At 59.3% G+C, this 24,934-nt stretch carries 17 protein-coding genes and 2 pseudogenes; 12 read left to right on the top strand and 7 right to left on the bottom strand.

What is annotated here, in order from left to right:
* Positions 1 to 10: 10 nt before the first annotated feature.
* Genes JQ580_RS23555 through JQ580_RS23570 form a run of 4 tightly spaced genes read right to left on the bottom strand, consistent with a single transcriptional unit; the run spans position 11 to position 4,762 of the window.
* Positions 11 to 1,102: an acyltransferase family protein gene (locus JQ580_RS23555; RefSeq protein ID WP_212282582.1), complete on the bottom strand. Its 1,092-nt coding sequence runs from the start codon at positions 1,100 to 1,102 to the stop codon at positions 11 to 13.
* Positions 1,099 to 2,208 (bottom strand): acyltransferase family protein, encoded by a 1,110-nt coding sequence (locus tag JQ580_RS23560; protein ID WP_249134367.1) that lies wholly within the window; start codon positions 2,206 to 2,208, stop codon positions 1,099 to 1,101. The genes JQ580_RS23555 and JQ580_RS23560 overlap by 4 nt, the downstream gene beginning before the upstream one ends.
* Before the next feature lie 6 nt (positions 2,209 to 2,214).
* Positions 2,215 to 3,552, bottom strand: coding sequence for a hypothetical protein (locus JQ580_RS23565; protein WP_212282583.1), 1,338 nt, complete (start codon positions 3,550 to 3,552; stop codon positions 2,215 to 2,217).
* Between the two features lie 7 nt (positions 3,553 to 3,559).
* Positions 3,560 to 4,762 carry an acyltransferase family protein gene (locus tag JQ580_RS23570; protein WP_212282584.1) on the bottom strand — a complete coding sequence of 401 codons (1,203 nt, stop codon included), beginning with the start codon at positions 4,760 to 4,762 and terminating at the stop codon, positions 3,560 to 3,562.
* Between the two features lie 694 nt (positions 4,763 to 5,456).
* On the opposite strand from JQ580_RS23570, the gene JQ580_RS23575 reads away from it, so the two are divergent.
* From JQ580_RS23575 to JQ580_RS23585, 3 genes are all read left to right on the top strand, one after another.
* Positions 5,457 to 5,951 carry a hypothetical protein gene (locus tag JQ580_RS23575; RefSeq protein ID WP_212282585.1) on the top strand — a complete coding sequence of 165 codons (495 nt, stop codon included), beginning with the start codon at positions 5,457 to 5,459 and terminating at the stop codon, positions 5,949 to 5,951.
* 33 nt (positions 5,952 to 5,984) lie between these two features.
* Entirely contained in the window at positions 5,985 to 8,216 is a 2,232-nt protein-coding gene (locus tag JQ580_RS23580; protein ID WP_212282586.1) for an AAA family ATPase, read from the top strand.
* A 475-nt stretch (positions 8,217 to 8,691) separates the two neighbouring features.
* Entirely contained in the window at positions 8,692 to 8,979 is a 288-nt protein-coding gene (locus JQ580_RS23585) for a hypothetical protein (protein ID WP_212282587.1), read from the top strand.
* A 33-nt stretch (positions 8,980 to 9,012) separates the two neighbouring features.
* On the opposite strand, the gene JQ580_RS23590 is transcribed toward JQ580_RS23585, so the two are convergent.
* Entirely contained in the window at positions 9,013 to 10,443 is a 1,431-nt protein-coding gene (locus tag JQ580_RS23590; RefSeq protein ID WP_212282588.1) for an undecaprenyl-phosphate glucose phosphotransferase, read from the bottom strand.
* 340 nt (positions 10,444 to 10,783) lie between these two features.
* On the opposite strand from JQ580_RS23590, the gene JQ580_RS23595 reads away from it, so the two are divergent.
* The 8 genes and pseudogenes from JQ580_RS23595 to JQ580_RS23630 all read left to right on the top strand — a co-directional run bounded on the left by JQ580_RS23595 (position 10,784) and on the right by JQ580_RS23630 (position 22,417).
* The gene (locus JQ580_RS23595; RefSeq protein ID WP_212282589.1) at positions 10,784 to 11,047 is read left to right on the top strand and encodes a hypothetical protein; all 264 of its coding nucleotides are present in this window, start codon (positions 10,784 to 10,786) and stop codon (positions 11,045 to 11,047) included.
* Between the two features lie 5 nt (positions 11,048 to 11,052).
* On the top strand, positions 11,053 to 11,790 hold the full coding sequence (locus tag JQ580_RS23600) for a metallophosphoesterase family protein (protein WP_212282627.1): 738 nt from the start codon (positions 11,053 to 11,055) through the stop codon (positions 11,788 to 11,790).
* A gap of 676 nt (positions 11,791 to 12,466) precedes the next feature.
* Positions 12,467 to 13,552, top strand: coding sequence for a GDP-mannose 4,6-dehydratase (gmd, locus tag JQ580_RS23605; protein WP_212282590.1), 1,086 nt, complete (start codon positions 12,467 to 12,469; stop codon positions 13,550 to 13,552).
* On the top strand, positions 13,533 to 14,498 hold the full coding sequence (fcl, locus tag JQ580_RS23610) for a GDP-L-fucose synthase (protein WP_283813975.1): 966 nt from the start codon (positions 13,533 to 13,535) through the stop codon (positions 14,496 to 14,498). Before gmd ends, fcl begins: the two co-directional genes overlap by 20 nt.
* 186 nt (positions 14,499 to 14,684) lie before the next feature.
* Positions 14,685 to 15,519: pseudogene (gene istB / locus JQ580_RS23615) on the top strand (IS21-like element helper ATPase IstB); the annotation flags it as partial.
* Positions 15,520 to 18,664: 3,145 nt separating this feature from the next.
* Positions 18,665 to 19,108: a hypothetical protein gene (locus JQ580_RS23620; RefSeq protein ID WP_249134387.1), complete on the top strand. Its 444-nt coding sequence runs from the start codon at positions 18,665 to 18,667 to the stop codon at positions 19,106 to 19,108.
* Positions 19,109 to 21,831: 2,723 nt separating this feature from the next.
* Positions 21,832 to 21,939: pseudogene (locus tag JQ580_RS34325) on the top strand (PEPxxWA-CTERM sorting domain-containing protein); the annotation flags it as partial.
* A 205-nt stretch (positions 21,940 to 22,144) separates the two neighbouring features.
* A complete protein-coding gene (locus tag JQ580_RS23630) occupies positions 22,145 to 22,417 on the top strand; it encodes a hypothetical protein (protein ID WP_212282593.1) in 273 nt (90 codons plus the stop codon).
* Between the two features lie 16 nt (positions 22,418 to 22,433).
* Here JQ580_RS23630 and JQ580_RS23635 read toward each other — a convergent pair whose 3' ends face one another.
* Positions 22,434 to 22,709: a hypothetical protein gene (locus JQ580_RS23635; RefSeq protein ID WP_212282594.1), complete on the bottom strand. Its 276-nt coding sequence runs from the start codon at positions 22,707 to 22,709 to the stop codon at positions 22,434 to 22,436.
* Positions 22,710 to 23,628: 919 nt separating this feature from the next.
* Positions 23,629 to 23,826, bottom strand: coding sequence for a hypothetical protein (locus tag JQ580_RS23640; RefSeq protein ID WP_212282595.1), 198 nt, complete (start codon positions 23,824 to 23,826; stop codon positions 23,629 to 23,631).
* A 263-nt stretch (positions 23,827 to 24,089) separates the two neighbouring features.
* Between JQ580_RS23640 and JQ580_RS23645 the strand changes: the two genes are divergently transcribed.
* Positions 24,090 to 24,923, top strand: a complete 834-nt coding sequence (locus JQ580_RS23645) for an alginate O-acetyltransferase AlgF (RefSeq protein ID WP_212282596.1) — start codon at positions 24,090 to 24,092, stop codon at positions 24,921 to 24,923.
* Positions 24,924 to 24,934: the final 11 nt, after the last annotated feature.

The following is a 24,934-nucleotide window of genomic DNA, read 5'->3' on the forward strand; positions in this document are numbered from 1 at the left end:
GCGCGGTCGCTCAAACCGACTGCCCGACCTTCAGCGGTCGAAAAAACATGCCACGGATCGCACCGTCCAGCAGGCGCCTCAACCTGACCTCGATCAGCTCATAACTGATCGCGCTTGCGACCAGCGACATCGCCAGCCCGAGCACAATGAAGGCGGCCCACAACAGCCAGCGATCGACGCCGGCTGCGACGAGCTTCAGGCCGATCACCTGCAACGGGAAGAGCACGAACGGATGTACGAGATAGAGGCTGTAGCTAATCTTGCCGACATATTGCAGGGGTGGTGCGCTCAGAGCCCTACCGAGCCCCGACTCCGGCGCGAGCACCATGCCGAATAGCAAAAATCCGGGAAGCAGCCCCACGAACGGGTGAAACAGCACCAGGCTTGCATACATGGCCGCTGCGCAAGCCAGGCCCAAGGCCAAGCCAAGAAGTCCGGGAATACGAATACGAAAACCGGTGGCGCTGAAGAGCATACCGACGCAGAAGAACGCTGTGATCGGCCAATGCAGCAGGCAAGCGACGCCCAGCAGGATCAGGGGCGCTGCCAGCATCCTGCCTCCGACGCGCAGCATCGAAAACGTCACTGCAAACCAGATATAGAAGGCCCACTCATAGGTCAGTGTCCAGGCGTTCTGCTGGGCAATGGGCAGGCCAAGCGCGTCCTGCACGAAGAACAGATTGGCGGCGAAAATTCCGAGATAGCTCGTCAGGTCGATCCCACGGAAAAACTTGTAGCCGACGATCGGACCTATCGCGAACAGCACGAGATGCAGCACGACGAACACCGGCATGATGCGCAGGACGCGATCGAAGAAGAATCGCGAGAGCGAGCCGTGCCGCACCAGGCTGGCCGGGATCAGGAAGCCGCTGATCATGAAGAACAGCTCGACGCCATGCCCGCCGACATTGATCATCGATTGTAGCCAGAGCCAGAGCGGCGGCAGGAAGCCGGGATCCGGGATATCGTACATGCCTCCCTTCGGCATGTCGTAGAAATGGTCCATCAGCACGCTCAGCGCCGCAATCCCCCGCAGCCCCTGCACCGAGGGAACGAACGATCCGTCGTAGGTGGCGCCCGGCTGGTGCGGCGCGTTACTCACTCTGCAGCACCCTGGGTACTGAGGGCAGGCTCAATAACGACTTTCTTTCTCCGTGCCGAGCGAAACCTTTGCCCGAAGGCGATGCTGGGCTTCTCGACGAATGTAAACGTCATCCAGCTGACCAGAATCGACAACGCAAGGATCAGGGTCAGGAAGATCGACCATCCGAGCGGCCCATCGCCGAACGAGAAGAGGCGATGGATGAAGACGATCACGAACGGCGACATCAGGTAGATCGAATAACTGATCACGCCGACGAACGCCATCGGGCGCCACGCCATTCTTTCACCGAACACGGCAAAGCCGATGAAGACCAGAGCCGCGCAGACATAGGCCGCCGCGATCGAATAGCTGTAGAAGAAGTTCTCGTGGTACACGCCTCCGAACCGTCGGTCGGCGAGGGCAATGGCAAAGATCGCATACAGGAGCGTGCAGGCCGCCACGTGCGACCATCGCAGCTTTCCGCCGATGACGGTGTCGCGGATGATCTTGCCCAGGAACATCGCCGACAGATTCAGACCGACCTCCATCACCGAGGAAACGGCCCTGTTCTCAACAAGGAGCGCAGCGGTGGTTCCGACCAGCGCGGCCGCAACGACGATCGTCACCGCCGTGAAGCGCCGGTTCAGCAACCCCATCGCAAACAGGACGGTGCATCCGACGTAGAACAGCAGCTCGATCGCCAGCGTCCAATAGAACACCCAGAGGTTCGGGACGTTCACGAAGGTCTGCAGCATCGTCACGTTCGCGGCGATCTGTCCGAGCGGATAGATCTTCGAATCCAGCAGCTGCATCGTCACGAGCCCGACGATGAGCGAGGTCCAGTAAGCCGGGTAGAGCCGGAAGAAGCGGCTGATCGCAAAATCCCGCACGGGTGTGGCGCTGTCCGGGAAGCTGAACGGAATGACGAAGCCACTGACGAAGAAGAACAGCACCACGCCGAACCGGCCGAAATTCATGTAGTAGCCGAACAGATCGTGGATGGGCCAGTAATAGGCACCCGTCGGGTGCTTCTCGACGATCACCTCGAACACGTGCTGGACCAGGACCGCCAACACGGCAATGCCGCGCAGCGTGTCGATGAATGCGAGCCGCCTATGCATCATTCGTTCTCACCTGCTTCCGCTCGCCGCCGGCATATCCGGACGGAAGCCTTCCAATGACGGAATCGGCGGCCGCACGACAATCGGCACGGCGTCGCCTGCCCACCCGGAGGTCGCGCGGCGCGAGAACACTTCGCTGAAGCTCAATGCGATGATGAGGAGGCCGGATGCCGGGCCGTAGTTCAACACCGTGATCGTGAACATGTTGACGACGAAGATCAGCGTCAACTTGTACACGTCTGTTGCTCCAAACGTCGACCGGAACACCATGACCATGAATGCGACAAAGGGGAGGCCGAACATCAGATAGGTCCCGATGTAAAAATTGTCGACGGGCACCCAAAATGGCGCGAGCGGCGAGAACAGCTGCTGCGGATAGTTGAAGCAACCGGCACCACAGCCGGTCACGAGGCCGATGGGCATGAGCTGAGTGAGGTAGATAAACGGCTTTTGCCAGCTGTTGTTGATGCGATCGAGGATGCTGAAGAGGGTCGAATGCGGCACCGCGGCGGTCCCGGAAGCGACCACGATCATGAAGAAGGGCACGAAGATCGACGCGTACGACCACAGCGCGATGGTCCGGATCGCGGGAAAACGCGACTTCTCCGGTAACATCCGCACCAACACCAGCAGGATCAAGTAGAGCACGAGGACGATCATGGTGGTCTTGCTGGTGGTCAGTTTGGTGGCATAGATCGCGATGGAACCAAGCAGGAGACACCAGGTGGTGCTCATGCGAATCGACGTGATCGCGAACGACACCAGGATGAAAAAGGCAGCCATGGTGTTGTCGGCAGCAAAGCCCATCAGGCGCTGGTCGTCGCCGCCATAGGCCCACCACAAACGGCCGGCCTCGCGCACCGCGCCGAAGGACTCGTATTTGTAGCCGACCCAGGGCATCAGGTAGAACTTGGTCAGGAAAACACCGATCACCGACAGGTAAAAGGTCACCGCAATGACCGACAGAAGCTTTTTGTATGAGCCGAGGCTCGAATCGCAAAAGCAGAAGCCGACGAACACCGGCAGCATCATCTTGAACGATGAGACCGCTGCGTTGACCGTACCCAGCATGAAATAGCCGAGCACGAGCGACAGCATGATCTGGACCAACACCAGGAAGGCCAGGGTACTGCGATTGCGCAGGATGCAATGGACGACGAACTGGAGGAGGCACAGAAGCGCAATGGCGTCGGGCACGTACCAGAGCGCGTTCATGTGATAGATGCTGGTGTAATAGCGGATCACGCCGCCAAAGGCGTCGCGGACCAGATAGGCCCCGAGCGCGATTGCCTCGATGTTGAGGCTGATCAAGGTGATCTTCGGCCGATGCAGCGTGAGGATCGTCATATCGGGTTCAGTTCGTCAGCCGCGCCGATGGCGCGGGAGCTTGCGCGAAATCCCGACGGCTTCCGAATGCATTTCGCATGAACTTGCCGCCGGGGATTTCGACGTAGAGATAAGTGAAGTGCGAGACCGCCAGCACGGCGGCCAGTGCGACCACAAGGTTCAGGGTCGCCGGCAGGCCTGCCCAGACCGAATCCAGCGCTGCAATCCGCCCTGCTCCGACGGCCCGCACGAAATATTCGGCCAGCAGCACCACGAGCGCATGCACCATGTAGATCGAGTAGGATCGTTTGCCGAGCCAGACCAACGGCTTGACCACCAGGATCCGGGGCACCAGCAGCGCGTCCGGAAACGCCAGCAAGCTACCGAGGAAGATCGCGAACGTCACCGGCGCAAGGAACGTTGCCGCAGGATTGGTCTCCGCCAGTGACACCAGCACGATGCTCGCGATCATGGCGGCGAATTGCAGCGCGCCCTGCACGGCAGGACCCGGCTTCGCCGGCAGGCGGTCGACGATTTTCACCGTCAAAACGCCCAGGAAGAAGCTCACGAAGCAGCGCAAGATGCCGAAATCGGTCTGAAGCCCGAGGCTCCTCTTGTCCAGTACGAAGATGATGACGACCAAACTGCCGATCGCAAGCGCCCCGCAGAGAACATAGAACCAGAGCAGGGACTTCATGCGCTGGGCAAGGAGCACGATCAGGCCAAATACCAGATATGTATAGAATTCGACGCTGATGCTCCAGCTCGGCGCATTCCAGCTCAGATAGTCGATGAACCCCATCGAATGCAACAGCAGGACGTTGAGACCGAAGGAATAGGCGTTGTTCACTTCGAACGCCGCCGGCGCGGCCACTACGACGCCGGCCATGACCAACCCGATCCGCAGGAGCCGAAACAGGAGATTTGCGATCAGCATGACGATGTGCAGCGGATAAACCCGCGCCAAGCGTCGCACCATGAACTCGCGCAGCGAGAAGCGCCCGAAATCGCCCTCGACATAGCTGAGCGACATGACCATCCCGCTGAGAACGAAGAACAGATCGACCAGTAGCCATGAGCTTCTGAAGAACGAGCAGTTGATCCACGCATTGTGCGGGAACGCAGCGAGGAAGGTCGGCATCAACAGGAGATGGTGAATCACGACCGACGTCGCGGCGATTCCCCGAATGCTGTCCAGCGGCACGACATGCGCCTTCTCACGATGAGCCATCTCCGTCACATCAACATTCCCAACTATTGCGTCGCAGCAGTGTGTATCAGGTCTTGCACGCGTTCAATCGCTGCGATCGTGGACTCGCATTCGGCGCATGAGGGTCGACGATAATTTCAACGCTCGCAGATCATTCGGACATGCGAACGCCAAGTTCACGCCACTTTTTACCTGAGATCGATATGCGTCGGCGCGCAAATCAATGTGGCCGGCATGATTGCGAGTATTTGCGCGCAAAGTGTGCGCGAAATTCGGCGCTGGTGCGATCAGTCGACCACAATGACTTGGATCCCGCCGCATGCACACTGCCGAGCATATCGCGCTGATAATTTTGCGCAGGCGGGAACACTCTCGCGTGATGACTTATGTCGGCTTTGCGACACTGGCTTGCGATGCTACGACGAGCAACGCCTCAAATTTCTTCAGCTTGCAACATTCCTGGGCGAAGTATGCCGATCTCGCAGGCATTGCAAATCGGGCTTCTGCAACCGATTAGAAAAATGCGATGCATACACGTTGTCGTAGGACAAACGCACTCAACTTTTGCGTCGCACAAAAATTGACACAGTTACCTGTCAGGTTTCGCGTGTATTCCTGTTGCAACAGGGAGGAAGGGACGCGGATGGGTTGCGGGCTAAAACGTCGTCTTGCGAAATCGCGACGGTTACCAATCATCTTGGCAGGTTCAGCCTTGTTGGTCGGGAGTATCGATGCTTGCCGCGCCCAGTGTGTCGAACTCTCCGATCGCGCCTCACAGCTCGAACTCGACACATTCGTCAAATCGCCGTCCTCGCTCCTGAAGCGGCTGCGCAATGACAAGGAGAAGCTGAGATATCGGCTCTCCAGCTATATCGCCACAAGTCCGTCGGTGTTGCCTTCCGTGCAGACGCTCATCTCCACTTCGGCGTCAACCGATCGGTCGTCGATCGGCGCTGCGCTGAGGATTGCCGAGGGGCGATGCACGTCGAAGAAGCCGGACGCCGCACGCAAGATCAGGGATTTCGTGCAGCGGATCGGCGATCTCAACGTGCAGGCAGGCTATGCTGCCGCGGGAGACGACTCCTCCGGCGTCCAGGCTCAATCGCAAGACAAGAGCCCTGCGCAACCGCCGCGAGGCGGCGCGCTGCTCGAAGGCGAATGGAAGACCAAGCTGGCCAACCCGTTCAAACCCGTCCCCCTTCCGAATTGATCAGCGATCGTCAAAAGGCAGCGAATTAACAAAATGTATCAGCCTAGAGAACATTTCCAGTCGGGACACCGATTCGGCATCGAATTCGGCGGGGCCGTCCTCAGTTTCGAACGCGTGACCGACGTCCTGCGCCGACAATGGCCTATCATCGCAGCCTGTACTGGTGCTTCGCTGGCCTTGGTGATTGTCTATCTGGTCACGGCACAACCCATGTATACGGCGAATGCCCGCATCATGATGGATACGCGCCAGGCCCAGGTGCTGGACAAGGACAGCAACGCGAACAGCGCCCTCATCGACACAGGCTATGTCGATAGCCAGGTCGAGGTGATTAATTCGGACGACCTGATCCTTTCGGTCGTGCGTCGCCTGAAATTGATCGACGATCCTGAGTTCAACGGTTCCAAGCCGGGCCTTCTGTCAATCGTCATGGGCAAGGTCATGTCGCTGTTCAGTTCCGGCGAACCGGCGTCGCAGGAGCGGCTCGAGCATGCCGTGGTCGAGGCTGTCCAGAGGAATCTGAGAACCGAGCGCGTCCTGACGACCTATGTCTTGTCGCTGAACTATCGCTCCCAGAGTCCCGACAAGGCCGCCAAGATCGTCAACGCCATCGCCAACGCCTATCTGGTCGGCGCGCTGGAAGCCAAATATCAGTCCACCAAGCGGGCAACCGAATGGCTTCAGCAGCGCAGCGTCGAGCTAAGTGAGCAGGCAACCGCCAGTGACCGGGCCGTGCAGACCTTCAAGGCCGAGCACAATATCGTGGGAACCAGCCGCGGCTTGATGTCCGAGCAGCAATTGTCCGACCTCAACACGCAGCTGGTTCAAGCGCGGGCGACGACAGCCGAAGCCAAGGCCAAACTCGACCGGATCAACACGATCTCGGACCAGGATGTCGCACAATCCACGGTGACCGATGCCCTGAACAATTCGGTCATCACCCGCCTGCGCGCCCAATATCTCGATCTTGCGGCCCAGTATGCCGATTGGTCCAAGCGTTACGGCAAGACCCATCTTGCGACTGTCAATCTGGCCAACAAGATGGATGAAATCCGCAAGAACATGGCGGACGAACTGCATCGAATCGGAGACGCGTATCGCAGCGACTACGAAATCGCCAAGAGCCGGGAGGCTTCTCTTGACAAGAGCGTAAAGGATCTCGTCGCCCAGGCCGGCCACACCGGCCAGGCCGAGGTTCAGTTGCGCGACCTCGAAAGCGCGGCCGATACCTATCGCAATCTCTACAACAACTTCCTCGAGAAGCTGCAAAGCGCGACGCAGAACCAGAGCTTTCCGCTCAGCGAGGCGCGCCTCATCAGCACTGCCAACAAGCCGGATCACAAGAGCTCGCCGCGCACGGTCCTGGCGCTGTTCGGCGGCCTCGTGGGCGGCCTCTGCCTTGGTTTTGGCGTTGCATTTGGGCGTGAGATGCTGAGCGATGTCTTGCGGACGCCCGGAGAGGTCGAGGATGAGCTCGGCGTCAAGTGCCTCGGAGTCCTGCCCGACATTCGACCACCGACCAAGTCAGGCGCGCTATTGTCGACGTCTGCGAAGACCGGTCCACCCAACCTGTCCCGCTACGTCGTCGATCATCCGTTCTCACGGTTTGCGGAGACTTTGCGCAACATCAAGGTGTCGATCGACGTTGCGCGCCTGACCCGCGAGATCAAGGTGATCGGCATCGTATCGTCACTCCCCAAGGAGGGAAAAACGACGGTGGCAGCCAATTTCGCACAATTGATCGCCCTCACCGGACATCGTACGATCCTGATCGACGGCGACCTGCACACGCGCTCGCTCACGCGCGAGCTCGCTCCGAACGCCACGACCGGACTGGTCGAGGCGCTCAACGATCCGGCCGGCCTGGGCTACCACGTGCAGCGAAGCAAGGAGACGGGACTCGATTTCCTGCCGTCCGTCGTAGCCTCGCGCATGGTCAATTCGGCCGACGTCGTCGGATCGAAGGCGATGGCCGAACTGCTCAAGGTGCTGAAAGAGCATTACGATTACATCGTGATCGACCTTGCGCCGGTGATGCCGGTGGCGGACGCAAAGGCCATCAGCTTCCTGATCGATGCCATGGTCTACGTGATCGAATGGGGCCAGACGACACGAAGCGCTCTTCAGGAATCGATTTCCGGATCGGAAGTCCTGCAGAAGAAGTTGCTCGGCGCCGTGCTCAACCGCGCCAACCCGAAGATGCTCAAGCGCATCGAGGCGTACAAGGGCAAGCACCACAACAGTTACTACGTCGAGCATGCCTAAGCATGATCCGGAAATCTGCGCGGCGGGTTTCCGGAAAGATTATGCTCAGACGATAATCCCAGGCGCGATGACGTTTCATCACGATCGCAACGCCTTTTAGGACGCGCAACGTTGCGCCGAACTGGACGTCCACAGGCCCGCGGCCATTTGGCGGCGGGCCTTATGCGTTTCGCGGCCTGACGACGATCGAGGGCACCTACGCGCACGAAACTCAAGATTGTCGCCGAGCCCAAGCTGACAATAGAGGCCCCCGTATTCGTCCGGAATCCACAAACTACCGTAGTTGCCCTAGCCAAAAGCAAGGATTGACGAAGACGACGATGGCTAGGACAGTGCGCTTGTTGGCACCTTCATCGGCAAGACAGGATAATCCGGGTCCTCGATGCCGCAAAACGCTGGAACTTGGCATCTTTCTGTTTGGGTTCCCTGAGCTTAACTAAAACCCATATTGTAGTTTTTTGCCATTGGGCTCGGAATGCTGTTTGTTCTGATAATTCTGACTATTTGGGTTTTGCTCAACATCCTGTTTGTGTTGATCGTTGTTCCCCCACGCAAACCGCGTCCGCAGACGGCGGCGACGACGCTCTCGCCCGCGCCCATCGACCGCAGCCAACGGGAAAACGAGCAGGACGAACCCTTCTCGGTCCGCCATGTCATCGTTTCCGTTGCGATGGGGGCTTTCTTCGTGCTGGTGCCGCCGTTGCTCGCCTTGCGCGATGCGGTCATCCGGCTCCTCAGCAGGTCGCGGAGAGATGGAAACTGATCCTTGATTTCTGGAAAGTAACGAGCTCAACCACTAGTAGGCTTCCTGGAACATCACGGCCGATGCTGTCCGGACCATAATCTTCAGGTCGAGCCAGATACTCCAGTTGCTGACGTACCAAACGTCATATTCGACCCGCTTTTCCATCAGATCGATCGTCGGAGTTTCTCCCCTGAAGCCGTTCACCTGGGCCCAGCCGGTCAGGCCCGGCTTCATGTGGTGGCGGTAGACATACTTGCTGATGAGTTCGTCGTAATAATTGTCATGGGCGAGCGCGTGGGGACGCGGCCCAACCAGCGACATGTCCCCGCGCAGCACGTTCCAGAGCTGCGGTAGCTCATCGATGCTCGTCATGCGAAGGAAGCGCCCGATCTTCGTGACGCGGACATCCTGCTTGGTCGCCTGGGCAATGGTTTCGCCGTTCTCGCAAACGGTCATGCTGCGGAACTTCCAGATCTCGAACGGCCGGCCATTGAAGCCGCGGCGCGACTGGCGAAATATGACCGCCCCCGGGGAATCAAGCTTGATCAGCATGGCAACGGTGAGTAGCAGCGGCGTGAGGATCACGAGCGCGAACAGAGCCACGCCGACATCGAGACAGCGCTTCTGCAACCGCTCGAGAATGGTGAGAGGCGGCCGCTGGATTTCGACCGCTACGGTTCCACTTACTGGCAGGAAGGGACGAGCCACCAGATCGGCGATCGGAGCGTCCGGCAGCAGGCGTATCGGCTGTGGAACCGCGCGCAGATATGGTCCGAGCTTGCGGAGCATCGGCAATTCATCCCAGTCGAGCGCAAGCAGGTATTCATCGACATCGGCCGAGCGCGACTGGCGGATCACATCGCGAATCTGCCGCTCCCAATGGCCGTCATGCCGGTCGTCACCAAGCACGAAATGGCGCATCACGTCAAAGCCGTTTCTCCGCAGGTCCTTGAAGCGGCTGGAAGTGAAGTCGAGTGGCTTGAGGCTGAGCAAGATCACTTTCCGATCGACCAGCCGGCTTCTCGCAAAGCTCGTACCAAACACCGCCTGCCAGACGAAGCGGAGGCTGACCAAGCCGAGTCCGCCGATCACGGCGAATACGATAACTGTGCCGCGGGACAGATTGTCGGTTGATTTCAGCAAGAAGGCCGCAACGGCAAGGATCGTCAGCGAAGTCAGCCAGATAAACACCGCCTTTCGAAGCTGCCAGACGATATTGAGCAGTCGGTGCGTGGCATAGACGTCCCGGAAATAGGCGACCGCGACGAACACCACGCCGACGAATAATCCCGCTCCCACCGAAGCGCCGTCGGTGGACGAAGCGACGGCCGTGCCGTACAGCGACGCCCCGGCAGTATAGCTCAGCAAGATCAGCAGAAAGTCAGCAGCCATGACGACGATCTGAAATGGCCTCTGAAGAGCGCCACCTCGCGTCGACGACAGCGCGTGAGCGTTTTCAGAACCATAAGTTGCAACAGCCATTCGAACCTCTGCCTATAGAGAGAGTGTCTGACGCTCGTCGTGATGCTGAAGACTCGTCACTTCCCCGCGCAGAACGTGTTGCGTGATCGCAGCGACATTGTGGCGCTGCACGCAAAACTTTTGCGACGCACGAATGATAATGGGTGTTGAATAGCGATGCGAAATTCGACGCGCTGAAAATGTCGTCACAGTGCCGACACACGAGCGAACTCGCTGCCCTATTTTGACTCAAGTTCCAGGGCCGTCGCTTTGCTTTGCCGTCGTGTGAGCCACTCTTCGCTCAACTTTCAGGCGATGCGATACTTCGGCGAACTACGGCGAGTCATTTGCGAGAGTTCTGATGATTTTCTATCTGAGCGAGCAACGCAGGATTGCGCTCCATGATGCATCTTGCCGCTCTCTCGCCTTCAGCAATGCAATTCTTAAGGACCATCCATTCGCACCGCGTGCGTATGACAAGGTGGGCAAAAACTGCCGCCCTTCTTTTGGCGTGATCGAGCCGGACAACGAGGACGCTCTCCACCGACCTCACGTTGTCCGTGTTAGATGGAAGCTCTCCGGTGCCGGCGACTTGGGGAAAATTTTCCACCACCCGATCGATTGAGCGCCATGATATCTCTTGCCCGGCCACGCCCGACTGTTCCCAAACCGCAATTGCCGGATGGAGTCCGCATCTACGCGATTTCGGACATTCATGGATGCGCGCATCTGCTCCAGCCCATGTTGCGTGTGATCGACGCCGACGTTGCCTGCAGCCGGCCGCGCTACGCGATCGAGGTCTTCATGGGCGATTACATCGATCGAGGGCCGGATACGCGCTCCACCCTCGACGTCCTGATCGAACGAAGCCGCCGGGGCAACGCGGTTTTCCTCAAAGGGAATCACGAGGCGTTTCTGGTGAATGTGTTCGAAGACCCTTCGCTGTTCGAGGATTGGATTGCCGTCGGCGGGACCCAGACGCTGATGTCCTACGGGCTTGCGCCGCCGGACCTGAGGCGCGACGAACCGGCATCGATCATGCGCAATCTGATTCGGGCGATGCCCACCGAGCATCTGGAATTCCTGGACAATCTGCGGCTGAGCTTCAGTTGTGGAGACTTCTTCTTCGCCCACGCCGGCGTTCGTCCCGGCATTCCCTTGGCCGAGCAGACGGAGCGCGATCTGCTCTGGATCCGGGAAGAATTCCTGCAGAGCGAGGAGCAGTTCGGAAAATATATCGTGCACGGTCACACGCCAGTCCGCAATGCGGAATTCCTGGCGAACCGCGTCAACATCGACACGGGCGCCTATGCGACCGGCAACCTTACCTTGATGAGCATACAGGGCAGCCGCATGCTCGCGGTGTAAGATGGGGCTTTGCGATCAGCCAGCCGAGTTTGGCCCGTGACCCGACGTCTGCTGCACTTGTCGGATCAGGCTCTCGTTTATCTAGCAGGGCTTTTCCGCCCGCGAACGGGTAGCAACTCCAGTCATTTGAGGCCCGATGGTGCTGCCGTAGAGTTCGAGCCCGCGCTCGCCATGCCCGTCGGCGGACATGGGCACCTTGTTTAGCAGGCCGGCTCCAAAAAAACTGCTTGGATTATCGAGACCTTCGAACTACCTCGTCTCCGAGATACCTTGCCCGACAAACACCGTTGGCCGGCTCCGTCGGTGATATAGCGCCGAGGTGCGGTTGCCTGCGTTCAGCACTCCTGCTCGCGGAGAGCGACGGGTGGTCATGGGCCCGGTGATCGCGCCGTTGGCGCGTTGGACCAAAACACATTCATGCTGGCGGATTTGAGAATGAATGCCCAATTGTGTGCACGGAAGATCGGTGACTTTTTGCTCTTTACGGGCTGCGTAGCGCAGGAGAGTAGGTCCCGGCCGCGCGGGACGTGGCACCGCTCTTCGGATCATGATCAAGCTACTCAAAGCTCGATTGCCGTGCTATTCTTTATTCTCTATACCCTCTCTCGAGAGGCAGCCCCTGGCTAGGCAAAGCTAGGAACGGCGAAGGACCTCCGGTATCCATTCCGAGGCCAAATTGACAGACAATCCATTTAAGCAGCGGGTCGCCCTCATAACGGGCGTAACGGGTCAGGACGGGGCCTATCTGGCTGAGTATTTGCTGTCACTCGGCTACATTGTGCACGGCATCAAGCGCCGCTCGTCCTCGTTCAACACTGCGCGCGTCGATCATCTGTACCAGGACCCCCATGTTGGTGACGTGCCGTTCTTGTTGCACTACGGCGATATGACGGACTCGACCAATCTAATCCGCCTCGTACAGCAGATCCGGCCGACTGAGATCTACAATCTCGCAGCCCAAAGCCACGTAGCCGTTAGCTTCGAAAGTCCCGAATACACGGCCAATGCCGATGCCATCGGTGTTCTACGCCTTCTCGAAGCGATCCGTATCCTCGGCATGGAAAACGAGACGCGATTTTACCAAGCCTCAACCTCCGAGTTGTACGGTTTGGTGCAGGAGATACCGCAGAAGGAGACAACGCCGTTCTATCCGCGTTCTCCTTACGGCGTCGCGAAGCTGTATGGCTATTGGATTACAGTGAACTACCGCGAAGCTTACGGCATGTTCGCCTCAAACGGCATCCTGTTCAATCACGAGAGCCCGATCCGTGGCGAGACCTTCGTGACCCGTAAGATTACCCGCGGAGTCGCGCGCATCGAAGTCGGTCTCGAACAAACGCTCTATCTCGGCAATCTCGAGGCTAAGCGTGACTGGGGCCACGCCAAAGACTATGTCGAGGGCATGCACATGATCCTACAGGCTGACGAGCCGGATGATTTCGTTCTTGCGACGGGCGAGTCCCGATCGGTACGCGAGATGGTCGAGCTTGCCTTCGCGCAGGTCGGTCGCGGGATCGAATGGCGTGGCAAGGGGGTCGATGAGACCGGCGTTGACGCCAAGAGCGGTGAAATCGTGGTGAAGATCGATAAGGCCTATTTCCGGCCGACCGAGGTCGATCTTCTCGTCGGCGACGCCAGCAAGGCGCGCCAGAAGCTTGGCTGGAAGCCGAAGCGGACCTTTGCCCAACTCGTCGAGGAAATGGTGGCGATTGATCTTGCTGAAGCAAGACGGGACGGGGCGAATGGCAAGCGCAACGTTTGAGCTGACGGGCAAGAGCGTTTATGTTGCTGGCCATCGCGGCATGGTCGGTAGTGCGCTGGTGCGCCGCCTGGCACGCGAGAACGTAAAGATCGTAACGGTAGATCGGGACGAATTAGACCTCCGCAACCAAGCCGCGGTGTTCGACTGGTTTGCGCGGCTGCGGCCGCAAGTCGTATTCCTTGCCGCGGCGAAAGTCGGCGGCATCATCGCAAACAACTCGCTCCGCGCCGAATTCATCTACGACAACATCGCTATCGCGGCGAATGTGATTGAGGCGGCGCGGCAGAGCACCGTCGAGAAACTGATGTTTCTCGGGTCATCCTGCATCTATCCGAAGCTTGCGCCGCAGCCGTTGTGCGAAGACTCGGTGCTGACAGGCCCACTGGAGCCGACCAACGAGCCCTACGCAGTCGCTAAGATCGCCGGGATCAAGTTGGCAGAAGCGTATCGAAGCCAGTATGGCTGCGACTTCATCAGCGTGATGCCGACTAATCTCTACGGTCCAGGTGACAGCTATCATCCGGAATTGAGCCACGTCGTTGCTGCCTTAATCCGTCGCTTCCATGAGGCTAAGCTTTCAGGCGCTGATGCCGTCATAGTTTGGGGCACCGGCACGCCGCGGCGCGAATTTCTGTATGTAGATGACATGGCGGATGCCTGTGTCTATCTCATGAAGACCTATTCAGGCGCGGAGCTGATCAACGTCGGAACCGGCAAGGACATTAGTATCGCCGACTTCGCGCGCTTAGTGGCCGAAATTGTGGGTTACAAAGGAACAATTCGCTTTGACACATCGCGTCCTGACGGAACGCCCCGTAAGCTGCTCGACGTGCACCGCCTCAACCAACTCGGCTGGCGGGCAACGACGCTGCTTGAGCGGGGATTGCGCTCGGCCTATCAAAGCTACCTAGCATTGCTGGCGGCAGGAGGAGATAGAACGTTTTAACAAGCGCGGGAAGATAGATCCCTCCACTCTCAGCCGGGGTGTTGTTGGTCGCAATGGCGCGATCCGCCGGGCTGAGATCGCGGTGGCGGTGCTGGCGCCGTCCTCACCGCCGTCGTTGTTGCGCCCTCTTGCCGAATACGAAGCCGTGGTTGGAGGAAGCTTCTGATGGCGCGGGCAAAGAAGATAATGGAAGCAACGACCGATCCGCTCGATGCCATGCTGGCGCGACTGCAGCGCTCCGGGATCCGCGATCAGCTCGACAGCCTGCTCGACGAGGCGGCGCGCGCGGACCTGTCGGCGCGTGAGACACTGATCCTGCTGTGCGAGCGCGAGATTGCGCGCAAGGATCATCGCCGCATCGAGATGGCACTAAAACTCGCACTTCCCGGCCGTGAAGGAGCTTGCGGGCTTCGACTTCGAGGCGCAGCCGTCGATCGATCCGAAGCAGATCCGCGACCTAGCCGCGTCACATTGGATCGCCAACGGCGGGAACGTGCTGTTGCTCGGTCCGCCGGGCGTTGGTAAGACGCACCTGTCGATCGCGCTCGGGCGAGAGGCGATCCTGGCCGGTTACACGGTGCAGTTCCCAGCCGCGACGACGCTGGTCGCGGGTCTTGCCAAGGCGCACGGCGAGAGACGTCTGGGCGAGAAGCTGCTCACCCTGTCGAAGCCAAAGCTGCTGATCGTCGACGAGCTCGGCTACCTGCAGCTCGAACCTGATGCAGCGCACCTGTTCTTCCAGCTGGTCAGCCGGCGCTACGAAACCGGTGCCATGCTGATTACCTCGAACCGCAGCGTTGCCGATTGGGTTACCGTGTTCGCCGATCCCGTGGTCGCCACCGCGATCCTCGACCGGCTCCTCCACCACAGCGACGTGCTGACGATCCGCGGCGACAGTTACCGGCTCCGCGCCAAGCGCAAGAGCGGCCTCATCAAGCCGCCGCCCGCCGGTGACGGCCCTCCGGTCGGATCCGCCTCCCTCCGGCCCGTCACCGGCGGTAACAACCTTCAAACGAGATCATACTCCCGATGGTGGGGGCAGTTCTTCATGACGCAAAGGGGGCGGTTCCGGATGGCGTTTGACACGCCGTCGAACATGTGAGCGTGAAGATCGATTCGAAAATCAAACGCGCGTGCTGATCCATGGTCATTGCCCATTGCTGCACATTCGTGACCCCCGAGGCACCACGACAGATACGGCCACGCGCGACAGAGTTCGGCGCAATGCCTTAAACGCGGCCTTCAAAACTGCGGACAGCGGCCAGTCCTTAGGGAGTCATTTCCATGGCGGCGTCGAGGAGTTTTGTGTGGATATCTCCAAGCTGTGCGACCGCCACGTCTCGCTACCAGATCGTCGTATGAAATTCGCGATGCTCCATTGTATTCGCCTCCACGCGCTTCCCTGCGCGGTTCGCGACGAGAGCAACACTAAAAGCCATAACTCCGATCAGAAATCCTGTCAGCATTTGCTCCTCCGCTGGAATTGCTAAGCGGCGCTGGCGTGAAGATGAAGAAGCGTATTCCCTGGCTAATGCTCGGTCCGGCCTAACTTGGCTCGGGTCCGAGCATTTTGCTTCTCAAGCTGTTCGTCGACAAAATTCGACACCGACCATCGCGCGTCTTGGTCTGTCAGTTCCTAAAATGCTCTGATCAGACGGAGCATCTGAAGATCTTCGACGCCTGGAGACATGGCAAAGAACCTCATACAAAATGACCGGCTCAAATAACGGGAAAATTATGCAGCGGGTCTGGGCAATTAGGAATATGGAACTTCCACCATGGTTATTTCGCTGGCTCCTCCAAAGCCGGCGGGAGCGCGGCCCCAACTGTCCTTCATTGCCTAAGCTGGGCCCTTCTCTCAGGGACTTGCGCAGAACGACCTGACCAATCAGGCCGCTCATTCTAGGACCAACGCGAATCTGACATGGTCTTGGGACCGGGCCGTGGGGACATACACTGTCTCGCTCAGCGGCGAAGGCAGGTCGCTTGCCAGCCCGGCGGGCCTCCTCACTACTAAGCCACGGGACTCCCAAGCTACTGAACAGAACGGCATTTTTCTCTTTACAGTGATAAGTGTAGAGGCGGCTGGGGTCTGGAAGGCGACAACATGCCCAGAGATAGTAATAGCCCTTTGGTCCTTAGCCGCTGCGTGCTTGGTTGCATTCGACATGGCCGCTTTGGTTGCGCCCCCCTAGAAGCAAAGAAAACGCTGATTTGCTGCCGCGTGCTCTGAATGCCTATGCGTATCGCGATCCTCGTCACCATCACGCATGTGAGAACGACTGCTGCAGCTATCCCCACTCATTCTCGGGCAAGGACCCAGGCAGAGGCTCCAACTCCTCAATTCCCGCTTCTATTTGGTGGATTTCATCCCGCACGGCCGATATTGCACTTGCCGGATTGATGCCGGAGACAGCTCGCAGATCGGGGAGCAGCTTGCGACGGTGAGCAATGCGGGTCGATGCGATAGTTTCAACACGAACTCGAAGACTCGATCGGAATTACGCATGAGCTGCAACAAGTGTTCGCCGCTCGGCCCATTGGCCTAGTAATTCTTCCAATGCTCGTCGATCCTGAATTTTACGTAGCCGGCCACGATCATTTGCAGCGCATTCAACATGATCACCTAACCTGAGAAGCAGGATCTCCTCTTGCGAGCGTCGCCGAGCCGTCGGCCTAGGCTCATCAACTCACATCCAGTCCCACAAAAGATTTCTAATCACCAGACCATTGCGCGAACGCATGACCACTTGTGCGATTCACTCGACCTTGCTGTTTGCGGAAGCGCAACAACCGCCCATAGATCGCTTGGCTCGTGCGGCCCAATTGCCTGCCGATCTCGCTCGCAGTTTCACCGCTATCGAATAGCACAACCAGTCGAGCTTCCTCCTCGGGCGACCAAGCTCGGATTTCGTGTTGCTTATTTGGCATTGCTATTCGCTCGATGTGCACGTTGCGTTCAGCAAATGAGCTTGACGCACGATCTGTCTTGCTAGTTCTGATCGGTCCTTGGCGAGCTTACTTCGTTGATCAAGCACTTCGTGCCCGTCACGCTCGAGGACCTCAACTAAGATGGTTTGGTCCTCAACATGCTGTTTCTTAGCTGCAATATCTCGCGCAAGAATGTCCAATTCAGCTTCGCAATTTGAGGACATGGCAACCTCGAAAGTTGGCTAAAGCTAAATCCTACATGGCCCACCTTCAAAATTGGTTTCCGGCCCCTGCCCGGCAGCGTCTAATTCTATCCTCGTGCAGGCCCCTAGCTTAGCACAGACGTACTCTGTTCAGGTCAAGCCCGGTCACCGCTGGCGGCGCCCAATGCTCCCACAAATTAGCGAGCTGGCGAATGGCTGTTACGGCGTTCGCACGATGACACGTTCAAAAAGACCACGCTTTCGCGCGTAACGCGAAAGGCCTATCAAATCATCACGCACGAGCGGACCGGCGAGATGGTGCTGGCGTGCGGCAGTTCCGCCGGCGACGACGCCGAGATCGTCGACGCCGAGATTGAGGGATGACGCTCCGCGTGGCGTCTGGCATGGATGCGTGGACGCGAGGCCTATGCAACGAGAGGTCGAAGAGGCGGCGGGTACTGGCTCTGCCCACCTGTTTGCTCGGCGATGGCTGGAGGCCGCTGAGTGAGTACGTCTACGATCGCAAGTACGTCTACGCCGCCGCCGTGAACCACCGTCAAAGGCACTCGATCTTTCTTCGGCCGCAGCGGCGAGTACGAGACCTTGGACTGGTGGACGCCGAACCGACGCGAGATCCTGGTGCCCCTCTAGGTCACGCGGTGCAACCGCTCCCCGAGAGTTCCGACCCTTACAACACGTTGCCCAACATTTTCCGTCCCGTCGAGAAGCCCGCCTGCCCACCCGCTTTGTACGGTGAAGACCACTCACGGGCAACCGCGCTGCGCTACCTCTCGCGCGCCACGCATAGCCATTGTTTGGATTGCGAACTAAGATGCAATGTGCTTTGGCGTGTCTGCCCGCTCGCGACCGCGAACGGCGTTTGACGAGGCTGACATGCGCTTTCTATTGCCAGCCGCTGCGGCTGCTTTGATTACCTTCTCCATAGCTGTTAATTGTCAGACCTCTGCAAACGAGCATCCGCGTCTCTCGGCAGTGGCCGATACAAGCACCTTCGTTGATCTGCTGGCCCTCATGTCAGGGGATTGCAAAACGCTGAAAATCGCGGGACGGGACTTTGGTTGCAGGACGGTCGCTTACGCGCATGGCAATAAGGGGCGCGTTTACTTCTCGGTAGCCGTCGATGATCCCACCGACGACAGCCGCGTCGTCTCATTTTCCGGCGAGAACGGCAAGCGGGCCGATGACAATTCCTATGAATTGCCGATCGACCTCATGCTGTTGAATTCCAAGGAACGGCCGAAGGTAAACGGGCTGCCCGCGCCTGCCGAGGAGACCTCCACTGGCCTATGCCGCCAGACGGGCAATTTCGCTGCCAAAAAGGTGAAGGATGTCACCTGCTCCGCGATCGACAGCGAGGGCCGCCGGTACGAACTGCTGTTCGTCTCGGACGGCTCGCCGGTGAGTGTGCGCCGGATCCGCCTATCGGCACCTTCTATCCAAGACCCGTTCAATTAGGTCTGTCTCAGGACGATTTCGCTCCGGCCTGCTAGGCTTCGCGCAGAACGTTAGTTCACGCCGCGCGAAAGCTGTGCTAGCGAAATCCTGCGATCGACAGTCCGGATCGCGGTCTACCAAACTCCCGCCGGCTCACGAGGTCGGCGGGATTTTTGCTATGGTAAAAGCAAAGCCGCATTTCCAGAGCGGGCTACGGCCTATTTTTCAATCTACTGCGGATCAAACACCTCTAAATGCGTCGGATTGTTTCAGGCGCGGTTCTTCGCCCAGGAAAGGTTTGGGGTTTTTGTGATGGATAGCCGCTTATTACTCTCGGCTTTTGCTGGCGTGCTTTGTTTAATTGTGATCCTTGCCGTAATCACGACTGCTCGATTGCTTTGGCCTTAGTCAGACGCATCGTGTTGACCGCAGACTGTCCCGGCGGGCAGTCTACGGCCACGCCACACCGTACCGCACGATCGGTGGAGCGAACTTGTAGAAAGCCACCTAGCCGCCGGCCCGAGGGGCTAACTTGGGGGGCGCGCGTGGGGCCGGCGGCGTGGGACGTAAGCCCTCGGGGGCGTGCGTGAGACCATGCCATCGGGTCGGCCAATCTGAGCAACTACAACTTTGGTCGCGAGCGAAAGACCGCCCAAGGCGAAGGCATGGAGCTCGACGGTCGGGCCAAAGCCAATCTTGACGTTGTGCTAGAGGAGGTATGCCGACCGCTATGGCGGCGACCATGAACTCAGAAAGCACATCGCTGAAAAGCTGTTCGACAGCGCGATCAGCGGCAACCGCACCCTGCCGGCTTGACCGACGTGGTCCCGGCCGCTCTGGCAAAGGCCACGCAGAAACCGGCCTGACGCCGAGCCGGCTTCCCCACGCGAGCCTCTCGACGGCACTTGTGACGCATCGCGCCCGTCTCGACTTAAGACGCAACGCGGGCGCGTTCCCTGGCTGCGCGGCGGCGCTCCAGACGCTGGCGGCGCCGTAAGGCTTGATCGGCGGGCTGTCCCAGTGGGGGCACCGGCGCTCGATGAACTGGAAATTCATCGAGGCCGCCTCCGCCGAATGGCCCGAGGCCATCGGTGGTTGCTTGGAGAGCCGATCTGCGGACTGCGATCAGAATGCGCGGCGACCATGGGAAAAGAATGCATCAGCGGACAATCGCTTGATCTTGAGCTCCCTAGGCGACGGAAGCAATCGCAATCGACGGGGCCCATCGCATGTGGCCGAGTGGTACCCCACATCTCTGGATCTCCGGACCGAGCCGCTGGCCGAGACGCTTCTCTCGGGGGCTTCTCGCACGCGATCAGCACCGGCTTCTCTTCTGGCCAGCCGACGGCCCTTCGGCTTCCTGCTGGCTTGTGGCCGCCCTTGCCGGCGCGGCTTCCCGACTGGTGCTCTGCCGCAGCGGGTCCATCAGGTCGACGAGGTTCTCGCCCGATGCAGATCACGGAGCTACTCGCGAGGTGGCGCATGCCACCCCGAAGCAGATCGCCAAAGATGGTGGCCGCCGTCGGCAAACGCCGTCCCGAGCCGGGCTGGCGCCCGAAGCCGACTTGCCTCCGGAACACTGGCGGCGCCCTATGCCCCTCACAGGGCGGGAGGCGATCACCGCTCCTGGGCTCGACGCAGTCGAATGCAAAATGATCAGTGACCTCGCAACGGTATGGCCAAGCAGGAACTGTTCGCGCGGATCGCAGCACCTCCGGTATTGGCCGACGAGGTCGAGTGCGCGATAGCCGTTCCATCGCCGAGCAAGTCTTTCGGAACCCGATAAGACAACCTCGCCATCGGGCCTCGTCGCCCTTGCATCGGTCGTCAAATGGAACGCCTGGTCGCCGGGGAAATTATCGTGCCGTTCTATTTACAATGTTGCAATTTCTCGGCCGACGACGGCCGTCGTTCATTTCGGATCAAGTGAATGGAAGAGCCCGCGTCCGATGCTGACCTGCTGCGCTTGATGTCCGAGGTCATCTCATTGCGCGAACAGGTGGCCCAAGCCGAGCTTCACGCTCATCAGCTACAGTGCGCCGACCTGGGACCTGTCGTTATTCCGTCCAAAAGAACACGTGCTCAAAAAACTCGTTAGCGGTCCGAAGCGGAAGCCCCCCCGTAACCGGAGCACTATTGGAGCAAGCCTCGTGCGCTCGTTCAGATAAAATGATAGGGGCAGTTGACTGGTATTAAAATATAATGAATAGTCATTTAAATTTCTAATAGTTAACGTGTGAGGCCTTATGATGAGAACGTATCTGGTGGCCGCGACGATCGCGCTAGGTGCAGCTACGGCCGCGAAGGCGGACGTCATTCCCTATGCGAACCAGGGGACGGAAAATCCGACCACCTACACGTTCACCGCCCCCTCAAGCGGCGCCCTGATCGCATATTTCTATGGCTCGGGAGCTTCGTTCAGCGAGATGCTGGGTCTCCTAGTGAACAATTACAACCGCGGCACGGGGCTGGAGAACCACAGCAGCACTTACGGTCAATCCTACAATTTCGGCAATGTCAGTGCCGGTGACAAACTCGTGTTCTACATCGACGTCAAGACGACGGGCTTCACCTATTACTCAGACGTCGCGATGAACAAGGACCACGTCAACCATGCGTATTCAACCTCCTTCTCTGGCGACGGAATTATCCCGGCCGGGACCTATGTCGGTTTCGAGGACCTCAGCCAGTGCGATACGCACTGGACCGACAACAATTACCGAGACGAACAGTTCGTCTTCACGGTCACGGCGGTGCCCGAGCCTTCGACCTGGGCGATGATGATGCTGGGTTTCGCGGGCGTCGGCTTCCTGGCCTATCGCCGCCGCACGCCTGCGAGGGCCACTGCTTAAGGCAACTCGGTTCTGATCAATCGCAAACCGCGCATACCTTGTTCTGGTGCTTCATGCACCCGGCCGCGCGCCCGCGTTACTCGGCCGCCAAGCCTAGATTTGCTAAGCGGCCTCTGACCGCGATTTCGAAGTTGGAGACGCAGGATTCCAGGCTGCGCACGGGACCGCCATCGTCAAGATATTGGGCGAGGGAGCGGAGGCGCGCATGAGAGCGTCCCTCGATCTCGTCGAGGTCGCTAGCGATCTGCTCAAGCGCCTGCTGAAGTCGGCGCAGATCAGAGAGATGCAGTGCCTGACCCATCAGATGGCCCCCGGAAGCGCGGCTATGACCGAGGACCGGACCCAGAACGACCCACGAATGGTGCATACAAAGTGCCCGCAACTGCGCGGCGGCAATCCCGAGTGCCGTCTCGAATGGACGCCTTGCACGGATCGGCTTGCTGGATCCATCAAGATGAATACCCAAACTCAAATATAATCCATTATTTGTATTTTTAATAAGAGGTCAATAGCCAATTCAATAATGCGGGAATTTTGGTAATTAACGTCGCGCGCCACTGGACATACGCGGTCGTCCAAAGTCGCCCTCGGCTTGGGCGGCCGGAGAGGATCGATCCGGTCGGGTGGCTGTGGCTGAACAATGCATCGGACATGTCGGATGCCGCCAGCCCCCGGTCACCACGCGGTTGTTCCTGACGGCGAATTCGCAGTGTTTGCGGCTGGCCGGCCGTGTTGAGTTGATGCTGGCCGTCCCCGGTCGGTTGCTGCACGATAGACTGCTGCGCGGGCCGGTCTCGAGCAGCATTGTGTTGAGGATCAGGCTGTCGCTGGCGGCAAGGGAGGCGAAGCTCGTCTTTCTCTTCCACGAAGCCGGCGTCGCCATTCCGGTCGCAAGCCGGCCAATCCCATTCCGGCCGCGAGGAGGAACGCTTGGATTGGCCTTGGACTCATGACATTGGCAGAGTGAGGCTGCGGATCAGAAGCACGGACAATCAAAGGCTCCCCGAACGTCACCGGCGAGGCTGCAGACGACCCTCACCATCTGGTCGGCGTTTTCGACCTCCAGCACATCGGCGGCGTAGTGGCCCGGGTCTGCACGGTCTTCAGGCTGGGTGAATGTTGCTGGCCTCGGCAATCTCATCGGTCGCCTTCACCGTTTCGGCTGCGTTCTAACCCGGCGCTCCACGGGCCTGCCGTTCCGGCCGAGCGACCTTGATGTTGTTGCTCATTTGCTCCTGCTTAGAGTGCGCATAACCGAGCGCGCGGGCGACGAAATCCGCTCGCCACTGTCAGCGACCAGATCCAGGTTTGAGAAATCAGGGTTGGAGTTCCTCGACCAGTTGACTTGCGGCGGCCGGCCTGGACAGGGATCCGATGGTCTTGACTTCCTCCTCGATCCTCGCGTTCACACCCTCGAGGCTCCTGCGGAGTCGCCGAGCTGGTTGCGAAAATCATTCAGCAGGGTGGACGGCGCGGTCGCAGTTGCGGACGCCGATACGCCGCACCTGCCGGATTTGCCAAGGCCCTAGCCGCGACAAGCAGAACGCCTCAAATGGCTCTCCGCCGCGTCAAATGCCGCCGCCGGATGACGAAACCGTCATCTCAAACTCGAGAACCATAGGATTGCCGGCCAGCCGCGTGCCGAGGCTGGTTGCGCCAAGGCCGATCATGCCCACCAGGGGCAATGCATTACCACCAAAAATATGGGAAAACCCGATAGCGCAGCCGCGGATTGCCGTAATAGCCGGGGCCATCATAGGGGCCGTAGAAATTGCCGTCGCCATAGACCCAACGCGCGACCGGCCTGCGGGCCGGCGGACGGTAGCAGCGGCCGGTCTCGTCGCAGACCACCTTGACCTGCTCGAGTATCGGAGTGGCATGAGGCATGGCGGACTGAGCCAGAAGCGGCGCCGCGGACGCTGCCCCTGCCAACATGGAAATACCGGCGACTACTCCAGCCAGTTTCAGCATTGTCTTGCCCCTCGGATCCGCCCGATTCAAATTCCACAGAGATTAACAGTCTTAATAGGCTCTTATCCGCAGGACAAGACCAGAGAGACCCGCCTGCTGCCGCTTGGCCCTCGCCGAAGCGGCGCTGCGATGAATCTGCCACATCAGGCGTAGCGCCGGCCTGGATCGGACCGCCTGGCGTGGTTGCCGCCTCTGTCGGGAGGAGGACATTGCTAACCAATTCCGTTTGCTATGCACGGAGCGACTACGCCCGCGCTGATTTCCGCTCGATCGCCCAGATGCTATGTCTCGGCTCGCTTCAACCACACCCCAATTCCGGCATGGTCCTTCCCTCACCTTCCCACAATCGCTTTTGCCTGCTCGCTGCGCTGCTGACGTCCCTGTCGATCGCCATGGCTCCGCAGAGCCGCGGACAGGAGATCGGCCGCCTTTATGCGACCAGGCCACCGCCGGGATATGCTTTCATCAGGATCGCCACACTGTCCGGCGGAGACGTGCCACGCGTTCAGGTCAATTCGGCAGAGTTGCCGATCAACGAGGCCACCGGCGCGAGCGCCTACCGCGCCGTCCCGGGAAACCAGCCCCTGAACCTGTCAGTCAACGGCTCGGCGATCTCGAAAGATGTGGTGCCGGGCGCCGAGACATATCTCACCCTGGTGATCTCGAAAACAGACACGGCCTGGACCGTTCAATCCATCGACGAGGGGCAAGGCTCCGGCGATGGCCTGAAAGCCAAGCTGCGCTTCCTGAATCTCGTACCCGGATGCGCAGCCACGCTGCAAATTGCAGACGGCCCGACGATATTTCAGCAAAGTGCGTTTGCCTCGGTGCAGTCCCGGACCATCAATCCCGTCGCCGCCAAGCTCGAGGGCTCCTGTGGCAAAACCGGCGCGCCCCTGACGCTGCCTCAGCTGCGCGCCGGCGACTCCTACAGCCTCTTCCTTCGCAAGGATTCCGAGCGGCTTCGTCTCATCGGTCAATTGGATGAGACCGAGCCCTATCGGGAGCGCTAGGCAGATCGCCG

Source organism: Bradyrhizobium sp. SZCCT0148, from assembly GCF_018129985.1.
Taxonomy (GTDB): Bacteria; Pseudomonadota; Alphaproteobacteria; order Rhizobiales; family Xanthobacteraceae; genus Bradyrhizobium; species Bradyrhizobium japonicum_H.